This is a genomic window from Micromonospora craterilacus, from assembly GCF_003236315.1.
Taxonomy (GTDB): Bacteria; Actinomycetota; Actinomycetes; order Mycobacteriales; family Micromonosporaceae; genus Micromonospora; species Micromonospora craterilacus.
This window is the reverse complement of record NZ_POTY01000206.1, coordinates 1-13,138: the sequence shown is the minus strand read 5'-3', so window position 1 is coordinate 13,138 and position 13,138 is coordinate 1. Positions and strand designations below refer to the sequence as shown.

General features: G+C 70.9%; 14 protein-coding genes. 4 read left to right on the top strand and 10 right to left on the bottom strand.

The window, feature by feature from the left end:
• Positions 1-65: 65 nt before the first annotated feature.
• The 10 genes from C1I95_RS25710 to C1I95_RS25665 all read right to left on the bottom strand — a co-directional run bounded on the left by C1I95_RS25710 (position 66) and on the right by C1I95_RS25665 (position 8,106).
• Complete coding sequence (locus C1I95_RS25710) at positions 66-962, bottom strand: tyrosine-type recombinase/integrase (protein WP_233513885.1); 897 nt, start codon at positions 960-962, stop codon at positions 66-68.
• On the bottom strand, positions 959-1,321 hold the full coding sequence (locus C1I95_RS25705) for a hypothetical protein (RefSeq protein ID WP_233513886.1): 363 nt from the start codon (positions 1,319-1,321) through the stop codon (positions 959-961). Before C1I95_RS25705 ends, C1I95_RS25710 begins: the two co-directional genes overlap by 4 nt.
• Positions 1,322-1,581: 260 nt before the next feature.
• The gene (locus C1I95_RS34895; RefSeq protein ID WP_146605840.1) at positions 1,582-1,911 is read right to left on the bottom strand and encodes a hypothetical protein; all 330 of its coding nucleotides are present in this window, start codon (positions 1,909-1,911) and stop codon (positions 1,582-1,584) included.
• Positions 1,912-2,249: 338 nt separating this feature from the next.
• On the bottom strand, positions 2,250-2,702 hold the full coding sequence (locus C1I95_RS25695) for an XF1762 family protein (protein WP_111217471.1): 453 nt from the start codon (positions 2,700-2,702) through the stop codon (positions 2,250-2,252).
• The gene (locus C1I95_RS25690; protein ID WP_199523910.1) at positions 2,699-3,880 is read right to left on the bottom strand and encodes a DNA-methyltransferase; all 1,182 of its coding nucleotides are present in this window, start codon (positions 3,878-3,880) and stop codon (positions 2,699-2,701) included. The genes C1I95_RS25695 and C1I95_RS25690 overlap by 4 nt, the downstream gene beginning before the upstream one ends.
• A complete protein-coding gene (locus C1I95_RS25685) occupies positions 3,877-4,794 on the bottom strand; it encodes a hypothetical protein (RefSeq protein ID WP_233513884.1) in 918 nt (305 codons plus the stop codon). Before C1I95_RS25685 ends, C1I95_RS25690 begins: the two co-directional genes overlap by 4 nt.
• Before the next feature lie 28 nt (positions 4,795-4,822).
• Complete coding sequence (locus C1I95_RS25680) at positions 4,823-5,365, bottom strand: DNA cytosine methyltransferase (RefSeq protein ID WP_111217469.1); 543 nt, start codon at positions 5,363-5,365, stop codon at positions 4,823-4,825.
• On the bottom strand, positions 5,362-6,228 hold the full coding sequence (locus tag C1I95_RS25675) for a hypothetical protein (RefSeq protein WP_111217467.1): 867 nt from the start codon (positions 6,226-6,228) through the stop codon (positions 5,362-5,364). Before C1I95_RS25675 ends, C1I95_RS25680 begins: the two co-directional genes overlap by 4 nt.
• The gene (locus C1I95_RS25670) at positions 6,225-7,235 is read right to left on the bottom strand and encodes a TRM11 family SAM-dependent methyltransferase (protein WP_111217465.1); all 1,011 of its coding nucleotides are present in this window, start codon (positions 7,233-7,235) and stop codon (positions 6,225-6,227) included. The genes C1I95_RS25675 and C1I95_RS25670 overlap by 4 nt, the downstream gene beginning before the upstream one ends.
• Entirely contained in the window at positions 7,228-8,106 is an 879-nt protein-coding gene (locus tag C1I95_RS25665) for a hypothetical protein (RefSeq protein WP_111217463.1), read from the bottom strand. Before C1I95_RS25665 ends, C1I95_RS25670 begins: the two co-directional genes overlap by 8 nt.
• A gap of 1,331 nt (positions 8,107-9,437) precedes the next feature.
• Here C1I95_RS25665 and C1I95_RS25660 point away from each other — a divergent pair.
• The 4 genes from C1I95_RS25660 to C1I95_RS25645 form a co-directional block, all read left to right on the top strand.
• Positions 9,438-10,304, top strand: a complete 867-nt coding sequence (locus C1I95_RS25660; RefSeq protein WP_111217461.1) for a hypothetical protein — start codon at positions 9,438-9,440, stop codon at positions 10,302-10,304.
• Positions 10,305-11,203: 899 nt separating this feature from the next.
• On the top strand, positions 11,204-11,584 hold the full coding sequence (locus C1I95_RS25655; protein ID WP_438941337.1) for a pilin: 381 nt from the start codon (positions 11,204-11,206) through the stop codon (positions 11,582-11,584).
• A gap of 4 nt (positions 11,585-11,588) precedes the next feature.
• The gene (locus C1I95_RS25650; protein WP_111217459.1) at positions 11,589-12,515 is read left to right on the top strand and encodes a TrbL/VirB6 family protein; all 927 of its coding nucleotides are present in this window, start codon (positions 11,589-11,591) and stop codon (positions 12,513-12,515) included.
• Positions 12,512-13,138, top strand: a 627-nt coding sequence (locus C1I95_RS25645; RefSeq protein ID WP_233513882.1) for a PrgI family protein, incomplete at its 3' end; no start/stop codon positions are given. The genes C1I95_RS25650 and C1I95_RS25645, both read left to right, overlap by 4 nt.

Here is a 13,138-nt window from a genome sequence, read left to right as displayed (position 1 = left end):
CTCACCCACCGCCTCCGCTGGTCAGACTGGCGCCGCCGCCATCAAGCCCGAGCCCGCCAAGCCCACTACACCCGACGCCTCAACCTCGAACTCCAGCCATGATCCCAAACGGCGGCTGCCGTACTAGGTCGTTTCCCGGTGGCCTGCCAGTGCTCGACCGCTTTGGCGGTCCATACCCGTGCCTTCGGGCGACGCGCGGTGGGTAGTTCGATGCCGAGGGCGGGGTTGGTGGGGATCAGCTTGGCCCGGATGACGGCGTCGTTGAGTGCCTTGCGCAGGGTGGCGTAGAGCCGTTGGATGCTGGCCGCTTCCATCGGCCGCACGCCCTTGACCTTCGCCCGTATCTCGGGGTCGGTGCTGGCGCGTGCGGCGCGGATGGTGTCCTGCTGGCGGCCGATCGCGGTGAACATGGCCTCGATGTGGCTGGTGCGCAGGTTCTGGATGGGGATCTTCCCGAGGTGGGGTATCAGGTACTGGCGGATGTGGTCGGAGTAGCCGCGCAGGGTTTTCTCCGCCAGCCCACGCCGTCCCTCCAGCCAGGTGGTGAGGTATTCGCCGGTGGTGGTGGGCACGGAGGCGGGCACGCCAGCGCGGATGCGGGCGGCGATCGCGTCGCGGTCGGGCAGCGGGGTGCCGGGCCGGCAGGCGTGCAGCAGGTCCCCGACCTCGATGGCGAGGTGGGGGTCGCCGGCGGCGAGGTCGAGCAGCGCGCGGGCGTGGCGCAGTTCGGCGGTGGCGGCGTCGCGGTCATCGAACCCGGAGCGGCGTAGTTGCCGGCGGGGCTGCGTGGGCCGGATCGGCAGTTCCAGTTGGTAGCCCCACACGCCGTGGGTGGGATGCCAGGAGCCGCCGCCGGGGCGGCGTAGCTTCGGGCACCGGCCGCCGAGCCTCTTGCCGGTGTCGGGGTCGGTGCAGGTGCAGCGTTTGGTGAGGGCCCCTTCGGGGCTGCGGGCGCGGGTCACGGTTCCTTCTTTCCGTCGCCGCCGCTGTGGGGCGGGTCGATGCTGCGGATTTCGTGGTGGTGATCGACGCTTCGCATGTCGCCCGGCGTCAAGTCGCTGCGGGACGGTTGTAGGCCGAGGGAGGTGAGGATGCCTGCGACGGGCACCTTGTAGCGGGTGCTGGCGCGGATGACGGGAACGGGGAAGTCGCCGGTGCGGGCGAGTTCGTAGGACAGGGCACGGCCGAGGCCGAAGATGCGGCCGGCGGTGGGCAGATCGGTGATCGCGCCGAGAGCGCGGATGCGTTCCTCGGTCCATACGTCCCCACCGTTGGCGGTCGTGTGGGAATCTTCGCGAGGGTCGGTGTTGTGGCTGGTCACGGTGATTACTCCTGACATGGGTCGTAAAGGACGTCGAGCAGCTGTGACGAACGGCTGCCCGGCGGCACGATCGCGCGCCAACAAGGTGCTGGGCGGCGTCGTGGATGATGGCTGTCCTGCTTCAGTGGGGCCGAGGTAGTGGTGACATGCTGCGATGGCTCTGCGAGCCCTCTACTTCTGCCTGCCATCGCATGCACCGAGGGACGGCCTACCAGGGACAGCAGGGGGTGTCCGGCCACGCCGTGGCCCCATGGTGTGGTTCAGGTAGTCAGCGTCAAGACCTGGGCGATCATGTCGGTCCAGGCCATACCGAGTGGGCTTGGGTCGTCGTCGAAGCAGAAGACGGCGTGGGACAGCTCGAGTGCCGCCCCGTAGCCGTCAAGAAACGCCCAACTCGTCGGGTGTACGGCGCCGGGTTGCACGACCAGGCTCCAGCGATCGCCGTGCAGCACTACCGCGATGGGTTTGCCGCGTAGGTTCCGACCCACCCGCAGACTGGCGGGCGGCGGCGCGGCGGCTATCGATGGCGCCTCAGCGATGACGGCCTTTGCTTTTGGGAACTGGTTTAGCGAGGCGTCGATAGCGATCACGGTGTACAGACACTGACGGCCTCGCTGAGCAGCTTTGGTCAGCTCGCTACCGAGCCGATTGGCGTCCTGGCACCGCTCCCGTTGACCGGCGTTCAAAGCCGGCACGCGAGCCGTCGCCGGTCGCACAATCGATACCGGGAAGGACCGGTGCGTGCGGGCGCGTCGACCCTTTCGGGCAGGCTGGGTAGCTGTCGGGGCCGTAGCCGAGTTGTGGTCATGGATGCCAGACATGGCACTTTCCTTTGCATGAGAGTGGGCCGGGGACGGCGGCCACGGATGTGCCGCCGCCCCCGGTCAGGGGTGGTCAAGGAGTCGGGGATGGTTGGGAAAGGGGCGGCCTAGCTCGGGGCGTGCCACCGCTGGCGGCCGATGTGCGCGGTGCCGTGATCGGTGCGAGGCCGGCTCGGTCGGGACCAGCCTGGTGCTGGCGGGCGGGTGGCGACGATGCGCCATCCGGCCGCCCGCAGGCTGGCTCCGGACTCGCCGTCCTGGGTGTAGGTGACCAGGCGCCGGTAGCCGAGTGCTCGGGCGGCCTGCCACGCCGCGGCGTACAGCAGCGAGCTCGCGTTGCGGGTGCCGTCGGTGGCGACCCTGGTCACCTCCAAGGTCATGCCGTCGTCGAGCATCCGGGCGATGGGACGCCCCACGACGGCGACGCCGACCAGGACGCCGTCCTGGTCGGCGGCCCCGATACTGAACTTGTGTCCGCGCGGCGGCCGGTGGTGCCGGTGCCAGTCCTGCACGAAAGCGCACGCCTGCGCGAGGGTGACGGGCACGGTCCGTAGGCTCACCCGCCCTCCTCGCTCGACGTGTCGGGCAGGTGCGGACGGAGCCGACTCAGCGCCTGGTCGTGAAACGAGGCCCCGATGTCGACACCCACGTAGCGACGGCCGAGCTGGAGCGCGGCGACCCCGGTGGTCCCGGCGCCGGAAAACGGGTCCAGGACCACACCACCGGGCGGACAGCCGGCCGCGATGGCTCGCAGAGGCAGATCGACGGGAAACGGCGCCACGTGTGACCCGCGGTAGGGGCGCGTCGCAATCCGCCACACGTCCCCCGGATTGCGTCCTCTCGGGTGGGAGGCGGTATGGGCATGACCGAGCGGAACGAGGTTGCCTCGTCCCGCCCGCGGCTCGACGCCGACGTCGTCGCCGCTGTACTTGCCGGCGCCGTAGGTGGTGGCGCCCCGGCGACGGGCGGTGGCGCCGACTCCGCCGCTGTGGCCCTTGCGTGAGCCGCCGATGACCCGGGTGCCGTCAGCGGCCTCCGGCCGGGACAGCGGTACCCGGATCGGGTCCAGGTTGAAGTAGTAGGAATGGGACTTGGTAAGGAGAAACAACAGTTCGTAGGTGGCGGATAGGCGGTCACGCACGGACTCGGGCATCGCGTTGGGTTTCGACCAGACGATCGCGTTGCGAAGCCACCACCTGCGTGACTGCAGGGCGAGGGCGACCCGCCAGGGCACCCCGACCAGGTTCTTCGGTGGGAGGGTGTCTTGCGCCCGTGGCCGTGGTGGTCGGAGCCCGCCGGGCTGTGGGCGGCCGGCCGTGGGCGCTCCGCCGGAGGCGCTGCTGTAGCAGTCGCCGAGGTTCACCCAGCAGGTGCCGGTCGGTGTGAGGATCCGTCTGGCCTGGTCGAAGACCGCGACGAGGTGGTCGAGGTAGTCGTCCAGGGTTGCTTCCAGCCCGTACTGCGGGTCGATCCATCGGGCCCGGCAGGCGGGGCAGGTGATGCCGTTGACGCGGCGAACGCGCCCGGTCCGGTGCGGACAGTCGGGATCACCGCCAGCCCAGGCGCCGGTGCCGTAGTCGCGCAGCCCCCAGAACGGCGGGCTGGTGACGATGCAGTCGACGCTGGCGTCCGGCATCACGGACATCACCTGGACGGCGTCGCCGAGATACAGGGTGACCGGACCAGACCGGTGGTACTCGTAGCCGGACAGTGGGTCGCCTGACATCTGGTCGCTCATGCCGGCACCTCCCACCGGTGCGGGCACAGCAGCAGCCGCAGCGCGGCAGCGGCTTGTTGTGGGACGACGCCGTTGCCGAGCACCCGTAACGCGGCGGTGCGCGGCAACCCGAGCGTGGGGTCGGTTACGTGACCGCTGTTCAGGCCCATGAGCCACTCGACGAACGGTGGCGCGAGGACCGGCTTGCCGTGCGTGCCGACCTGTGTGGGCTCCGGTGCGGGCCGGCCGAGGAGCAGCTCCCAGCGGGCGACGGCGGCGGCGTAGACGCCCCACCGCCGCTCGTCGAGGTGTCCCAGGTCGCTGGCGAGGTCGGCGACGGTGGTGCGCAGGTCGGCGCCACCGTCGCCGTGCCGTCCGGGACCACGCGCGTCGGACGCGCGTGGGGTGGGCAGGGTACGCCCGGGCACCCGCACCGCCGCCGACGGCAGGGTCAGGTCCCCGTGCGAGCCGCGCTGTCCCGGGCAACCCTTCGTTCCGTCGGTGGCTCGGGGGGTGGGCAGCAGCACCTGCGACAGCGGCGGGCGAAACCCGGCGCCGGCCCGCCGCCCCGAGGTGCCGGTGTCGCTGGCGCGTGGGGTCGGCAGCAGCGGGCCGGGGACATCTTCCGCCGAGTGGCCGCCGGCCGCCGCCGACGGCGGTGGGGCCTGAGGTTTCGGGGGTTTCCCGCCGTGGTGAGGTCGGTAGCCGTGGACGGCTGATTCGAGCGATGGTCGCCAGGTGTCGCGGTGGGTGCCGCTCATGTAGCCGGTGCCGCCTCCGGCGGTCGGAGTGGGGAGGAGTTGCCCGGCGATGCCGGCCAGGCTCGGCCGGCGTGCCGCCCCCGCCGAAGGGGACTGGTTCGACCCGTACGGCTGTGCGGTGGGTGTGGGCAGCAGGTTGTGGCGGGTACCTCCCGGTTCGACGACATCGGGCAATCCGTACTGGTGGCCGGGGCCTTTGCCGTCACGGGCGCAGGGAGTCGGCAACGTCCGCACCCCCTCGTTCGGTGGGAGTGGCCAGCAGGAACAGCCGGTCACGTCGATGGGCGGCGCCGATGTCGGATGCGCGTAGGCATAACCAGCTCGTGTCGTACCCGAGCGCGGCCAGGTCGGCGTGGACGACGTCGAGCCCTCGCCGGAGGAGCGCGGCGACGTTCTCCACGAACACGAGCCGGGGTCGAAGGTCGCGAACGGCTCTGGCGACGTGTGTCCAGAGGCTGGAGTGTTCGCCGGTGATGCCGACCCTCTTGCCGGCGTTGCTGATGTCCTGACAGGGGAATCCGGCCGTGAGGATGTGGACAGGTGCGACCGTCGTCCAGTCGACGGTGCGGATGTCGCCGAGGTTGGGGATACCGGGCCAGTGGTGGGTGAGGACGGTGGCGGCGTGTCGGTCGGTTTCGGCGTACCAGGCGAGCTGGCCGCCGAGCACCAGCTCGACGGCCAGGTCGAGGCCTCCGTAGCCGGTGCAGACCGATCCGATCCGCGGGACGGTGTGCGCAATGCTCACGCCACCTCCCCGCGACCCGCGTCCGCTGCTGTTGACGCGTCGTGCGGGCAGGTCCACGGCCCGCACCCCGGCGTGTCCACCGGTTGCGGGCGTGGGCGCAGCACGACCTCGTCGAGTGGCACTCGCTGCCGGTGCAGGAAGAACTGCCCGCGCAGCGGCTGCCCGCCCGCGTTGGCCCGCGCGGAGCCGTTGCGGATCGCGTGGTCGAACGCGACGGAGTCCGCCCACTCGGTCGGACTGTTCTCGCGAAGCGCGAGCCAGAAGCCGTCGTCGTGGTACGGGCACCCCACGCACGAGGAGCGCGGGGTGTCCCCGAGTCCCTGCTGGTGCAGGTAACGCAGACAGTCGTCGCGCCGCCAGCCCAGGTCGAGCAACGGGAAGACGTTTCGCATGTAGCCCACGTCGGCGTCGCGGGCCCGGTGGACCTCGTCGACCGAGATGCCGATGGCCATCTCGGCGACGACACCGGCGGGCAGCCGCCGCGGATGGGGGTAGCCGAGCCGGCGCCGCACCTCCGCCTTGATGGGTTTGATCTTGTATTCGGACGTGCATTGCCTTCTGGCCATTCCGCGTTCCCCGTGCGGGCCGGAGGTGAACAGCGGCATGGAGGCGAAGCGGTGCGCCGGGTCGAGCGCGTCGGCCCGGATGTTGCCGGAGTTGACGCGTACGACCTCGATGCCAGCCCGCGCCGCGATCGAGGTCAGCCGGTTCAGATGCCGGTAGACCGCGGCTGGCTCCCACGCCGTGTCGGCGAAGATGGCCGCGTCGAACGTCGGAATCCGGCCCTGCGCGGCTAGCAGCAGGAGGGTGGAACTCTGCACCCCGGCGCCGAGGCTCAAGTATCTGGCTGAGCGTGCGGTCATCCGACCACCCCGCTGTCGGAGCGCTTGGGTTCAGCCGAACTCGCGGAGCTCAGTGGCCGTTGGAAGATCAGCACGTCTTCGTGCGTGATCAGATGCATCGGCGTGCCGGAGGACCGGGCGCGGCGTACCTGCTGCAGTTGGAAAAACGACGGCCTGGCGACCAGACGGCCGTCGCGGACGGCGGCCAGGAGCGCGACACAGCGTTCGGTCGGGACCAGGCCGGCGCGCAGGCCGGCCGCGATCACCGCGGAGGGTAGGTCGACCAGTTGACCGTTCTTGCGCCAGGGCCGGGCGGTGACCACCACGGTGCCGCCGGGGCGCAGCAGCACGGCGCAGCCCGACAGGATCTGCTCGAATCCGTCGGCGAGGCCGGTGAGGTCCCGGTAGGCGAGGTTCCCCCGGTCGCTGCCGTCGTTGTAGGCGTTGTCGAACTTCGCCACTCCGTCGGCGCCGGGCCGAACGAGGCCATGCACCGTCGGCCCGTAGGGCGGCGAGGTGACCACGAGGGAGACCTGCCCGGCCAGGGCGGCTGGCAGCAGGGACCGCAGCCGGGTCGCGTCCCCGCGAACCACCGACGCCCGGCCGGTAGCGCCGCGCTGGTGCGCGTGGCGGATGTTGGCGTCGGCGATGTTCGACCATCGCGGCTCGTACTCGATGCCGATGGCGTCACGGCCGGCGTGGACGGCTTCGACGAGGGTGGTGCCGATCCCGCACATCGGGTCCAGGACGAGGTCGCCGGGTCGGGTGTAGGCGTGTACGGCGTGGGCGGCGATCGCCGGCAGCATCCGCGCCGGATGCTTGACCGACTCGGGCACGTACCGGCCGCGGCGCTGCACCGGCCCGGTGCGTTGTGCGGTGGCCCAGACCGACAGGCTGTCGGGCCCGTCCGGGGCGCGGTGGCCGTCGGTGGACTGGCGGTGCCGTCCCTCGTAGCTGCGGTGGCGGCCCTGATGGCTGTTCTGCGTAGGCTCGTCCGGGCCGGTTGAGGAAGAGGTGTGCTCAGCCACGGCGACCGCCCGTCCGCCGTCCGGCCTGCGCAGGCGCCTGTCGCTGGGAGAACACCAGGACGTCGGCGTGCACGCGTAGGTGCGCCACCGCCCATGGCTGGTCGCTGTTCTGTTGGGCGAGGGTGAGCAGTTCCTCGTCGGTGATGTGGTAGACGAACGTGTCGCCGTCGGTGTCGGCGGTGACCGCGACGATGTGCTGCAGGTAGCCCAGTCCGACGCCGGCGGCGGCCTGCACGACGGGCGTGAAGTCTTCCGGCGTGGCGCCGGTCGGGGCGGTGACCACGAGGATCAGGCAGCCGCCCGGGCGCAGCAACCCGGCGCAGGCGGTGAGCAGCCAGGCCAGACGCACCCGGTTGGTGGCGTCGCTGTCGTCGAGGGGCCACGTGGCGACCACGAGGCTGGTCGCCGCCTCCAGTGGGCTGCCGGGCGGCAAATCGGCCACGGGCTCGCCGGACGGCGGCAGGTCGGGGTCGGTGAGGTCGTCGCCGAACCAGGTGTCCAGATCCGGCAGGTCGTCCTCGTCGTCACCCCCCTCGTTGGGGTCGGGTTCGGCCGGCGGGGTGGCCCCGCCGATGATCATGCTGGCGGCGTCGGTGAACCACGCGGGGTGGTGCCGGCGACCGCCAGCGGCGCAGGCGTCGGCCAGACGGTGACCGGCGGTGAGGTCGACGACGACCTCGCCGGGCTGGCTGTAGGCGGACACGAGCCGGTAGGCGAGCCGGGCGCCGACGCCCAGGCCGGCGTCGCCGTCGGTTCGGGCGGTGCGCCAGACGGAGATCGGCACCGGAGGATCACCGGCGACCAGATCGATCGAAGGGATGTGGGGGATGCCGCCCTGGTGGGCGGGCTGCGGCATGGAGTGCTCGCTCATGTGGTGTCGGCTCCGCGCCGCGCCTTGGTGCGCTGACATCTACCAATCGGCGTTTGTCAGCTGTGGCGAACACGTTCCGATCTGACAGGAGCCTCCGACCGTCTGACAGTCCCCATATGCGCCGATTTGCCGGATCGTCGTGGTGTCAGATTCGGGAACTCGACACCGATGTGACAGATACGCACCGTGTCTGTCAGGGGCGGGCTCGCGCCGGAGCCCGCCAAGGACGCAGGCACACCGGTGTCGGTGACGCGGGCCCCGACCGCGCGTTCTCGTTCCCGCCGTGCTTCGGCGGTCGCGGCAGGTCGGGTCAGAGGACCTCGGCGGCCAAGGCTGGCGCGTGCACAGCGGCGGCGAGGGTGGCAGGCCATCTCGGCGTGGCCCGTCTGGCCCGGCTCCGCAGTGGTCTCCGAGACCTGGCCATGGCCGCGGGCGGCCACCGTGGCCGCATCCCGAGAACTGGTCGCCGGCATGGACACGTGGCGGACGCGGCCATGCCACAGCAAGCCTCGTAGTTGTGGCCACAGCCCGGCTCCGTCGCGAATGGCCATGAGGGACAGGCAAGAGCAACCGGACTGGCCAGGGATGGCCACCGCCGCACCGGCCGCGTGTCAACGCCGGCTGAACTATTCAGGCGGAGCCGACACCGCGGCGTCTCGAAGCTGCTCACCCGGCGCGCAGGGCCGGTACCGACGTACTGGTCGGCAGGTCGAGCCCCGTGCTTGTCCTCGCAACGGGACAAGGACGAACACGCGCGGCGTTGGGGCGTCATGGGCCGTGACCAGGAGGCCTGCCGTCGACGGCGTGTAAGGCGACAACCTCGGACGCCTTCGACTCGTGTCGTCCAGCTGACCTGGCCGCCGAGGCACGACATGCGTTCGCCGGTGGCGGAAGGGTGCGCGGCCACTGCCTCATCGATCACCGGCATGGATTGCGGAGCGAGGTGCGCGTCGGCCGCAGCGGTGCGAGCCGATGTGGCCAGCTCATGGCCGCGCTGGCCCAGCTCGCGCGGCCGTGGCCCAGGCGGCGGCCGAGCGGTATGCCGCTGGCACCTGGCCATGTGGCACAGCGTTGGCCGACCCTGCTCCTGCTGGTGGTCACCACCCGACCTGGCCACCGAAAGAGCTGGCCATGGTGCAGAAGTCGTTCGTGTCAGAGTCGGCCGGACCGACTGGCCGAATCTGACACGGGTGGTGATGGCCATCCGGGCGTGGCCATGGCCTGCACTGTCAGATCCGTGCCAGATGCCAGTGGCCTACTGCCAGCGCGGGTGCCGCTGAAGGCAGGCGGCATCCCCAGATTCCTGTCTGTCTGCTCATGGGAGTGCTGACATGTCCTCGTCCGACACCCCGGACTGGCCCACCTCTCACCTCCTTGCCGCCGACGCGGCCTTCGTGGCGCTGACTCGCGGCCCGGCGCCGCTGACACTCGACTGTGACAGCCTGTCCCGCCGCACCGGCGTCGACGTTCGCCTGCCCTCCGGCGTCGTGCCCCTTCCCGTCCTGCGGGACTGGCTGCTCAAGCGCCGGCACGACTTCGCCGGCCGCGACGCCGTGTGGCGGGAACTGATCCTGCGGGCCCGACTGCACGGCCGCGAGTGGACAATCGCCGCAGTCGGAATGGCGATGCCTGCGCTGGTGCGGATAGCGGCATCCCATTCGGTCGGCTACCGGGGCGAACCCGCCGACATCGACGCCGAGGTCCTCACCGGCTTCCTCGAGGCACTGCGCGATCATGTCGATCTGACCCAACCCGCGCTGTACGCGTCGCTGACCATGGCCGCGTGGCGGGCCGGACGGCGGCTGCGCGTCGAGAGCGAGGAGGCGGTGCCGGTCGACGACATCGAACACGTCGTCCCCGGCTCCCGTACCCCGAAGATGCCCTACGGCCACCCCGATCTCCTGGTCCTCCGTGCCGCCACCATAAAGATCATCAACGAGGAGGACATGCAGCCGTGGATCGAGGTCCGGCTGGGTCACCGCGCCCCGGAGCCCATCGCCGCTCGCCTCGGCATCAGCACCGACACCCTGCGCATGCGGCTCGCCCGCGCCGACGCCCAACTCGCCGACGCGCTCGCCAAGGGGTACCTCGCAGACCTGACTCCTCCGGAGGAGGAGGAGACGGCAAAGAGGGCCAAACACCGCGCGGCCACCCGCGCCGGCAGGGCCGCAGGGAAGGTGGCTCCGGCTGCCGCCTGACGCGCTCCCACCATCCGCGTGTGGGCCTGGGCGTATGACGCCCAGGCCCACACGCGTCTGCGCCGGTAAGCACGCCCGGGGTGTCCGCTGCCAGACCGCAGCCGAAGACCGCAGCAAGCGCCTGCTCCACCGGCCGCCGGACGACGTTCCGCAGCACCTCGTGATCGCGCTCCAGCCGCGGTTCGTAGCCCGCACACGGGCCTGGCGTCGATGCCCACAACCCGGCCCGGGAGTTCCGTCGGCCCTTGAACGTCGAGAACGCCCGCACCAGCGCGATGTCCTCGAATCGCGCCCCTACCGCACCGCGCCAGCGGCTCACGGGACACCCGCCGCCACACCGACGAACTTGAGCACGAAACTCGGCGCCGTCGTCGACGTCGACCGCGGCGGCGGCCCCCGGCAGCGCTCACGGATCTGACAAACGGGCCTCAGCTTCGACGAACCACCCGTCCGCCGGCCGGAGCACCTGAACTGAGACAACTCGCCGGTCGGAGCAGACGCACTGAGAAAAGCCCAGGTCAACTGGGAGGAGCAGAGCTTTGTCAGACGCTCGGCGTCTTTGTCAGAACGCTGTCAGATCGGAACGTGTTCGCCACGTCTGACAAACGCCGATTGGAGGGTGTGGGACCAAGGGGGATCGGTCGAGTGCGGATCGTCTCTGGTTCCCGCCCCGCCGTCGAGCGTGGGGTGGCCGTCGTTGCCGCCCCGGGTGCCGCGTCATCGGATGCGCTGACACCTCATCGACTACCGCAACCACCCACAAGGGAGGACGAGCTCCTCCCGGGAACGGCGCGCTCTGGTCACCTCGCGCCCACGGCGGGTCCCTCATCCCTTGCGATCTTGCCCCGCCGGTAGGGCGCCGGACCGGCGCCCTACCGGCGGGGCTGGAGGTGACCACCATGCTCCGCATCGGCGCGATCACGACCCCGCGACGCACCCGCCTGCGCCGCACCGTTCACGCAGTCCTCGCCGTGGCGACCGCGGCGCTGATCCTCGTCGTTCCGGCTGCGGCTCACGCCGCACCCGAGGGCGGCATCCACCTGGCGGCGAACAGCCTGCCGACGGTGATCTCGAACCTGCAGCGGCAGATCATGCTTCTGCTGGGCGGGATCGCCACGCTCTTCCTGGTCCTCGCCGGCGTCTACTGGACGACGGCGGGCGGCGACCCCGGCCAGGTCGACAAGGCCAAGGGCGCATTGCGCAACGCGATGATCGGCTACGGCCTGGCCGTCCTGGCGCCCGTGCTGTTGGACATCGCCCGCGTCATCGTCGGGCAGTGACACCGTGTTCACGCCCGTCACCGGGACGTTCCTCGACGCGATCGTCAATTGGCTGATCGAGGCGGTCCTGGTGTGCCTCGACGCGGTCTTCGGGCTGATCACCGGCGTCCTTCTCACCACCCCGCAGGTGACGGCCCTGCCGCAGGTCCAGGCGCTGACCGGCAGGTCGGTCTGGATCGTCGACACCGTGTTCGTCCTGATGTTCGTCGCCGCCGGAATCCTGGTGATGGTCTCCGGCGGCGACGAGCGTTCCCAGTACACGCTCAAGGATCTGGCGCCGCGCCTCGTCGTCGGGTTCGTCGCCGCCCACTTCTCACAGCTGGTCTGCCGAGAACTGATCAACTTGTCGAACGCGGTGACGGGCGCGATCAGCAGGGACCACTACCACCAACGCACCGTCCTCTCCGCGATTCGCCGGCACATCGAGGCCGCCCGCGACCCGACCGCCCCGTTGCTGTTCCTCATCCTCATCCTGATCATCACCGTCCTGATCGCGATGACCGCGGTCCAGTTCATCGGCCGGATCGTCACCTTGATCATCCTGACGATGGTCGCGCCGCTGCCCCTGGCCTGCCACGCGATAGCGGCGCTCGACGGCATCGCCCGCATGTGGTGGCGTGCCTACGCCGGATGCCTGGCCATACCCGCCGCGCAGGCGTTCACGTTGACGGCCGGGCAGTGGATGCTCCTCGACCCCACCCACATGTTCCCGGTACTGGGGTTGCCGGGCGATCCCGGGGGCGTGGTGAACCTGCTCATCGTGATCGTCCTGCTCTGGACGACCGTCAAGATCCCGGGCCTGGTCGGCCGGTGGGCCGGCCAGGGCGGACGCGGCGGCGGGACCAGCGTGGTGGGCGGGTTCGTGCGGATCGCCGCCGTCAATCAGATCACCCGCACCGTCCCCGGTCTAGCCAGAAGGGCCATCCGATGATCACCAACGACAGCACCAACCCGGTGGACCGGGCACGCATGCCCGCCGACGTCGACGCCCCGGACAAGGTCGCCTACGGGTTGACCTGGCGGCAACTGGCCATTCTGGCGGTCGCCGCGCTGCTGTTCTACGGCGCGTGGACCCACCTGCGCGCCTACGTGGCGCCGCAGGTCATCGTCTTCGCCGCCATCGTGCTCGGGGGCGTGGTGTTCGCGGTGGTGGTCGGCCGCCGGGACGGCATGCCGATGGACGTGTGGCTGCTGCACGCGATTCGGCACGCCCGCGCCCCGAAGGCACTGTCGACCGCTGAGCCCGGCGGCACGGTCCCCGACTGGATTCAGCCGCCCACAGCGCGGGTTCCGATGCCGGCGCCGCTGAAGCTGCCCGCCGACGCGATCGCCGACAACGGTGAGATCACCCTCGCCGGCGAGCGGGCCGCGATCGTCGCGGCCACCAGCATCAACCTGTCCCTGCGCACCGCCGGGGAGCAGGCGGCCCTGATCGACGGCTACGGCCGATGGCTCAACTCGCTGTCGACGCCGACGCAGGTCGTGGTGTCCGCCCAACCGGTCGACCTCGCCTCCCACGCCCGCGCGGTCGCCGACGCCGCCCACACCCAACCC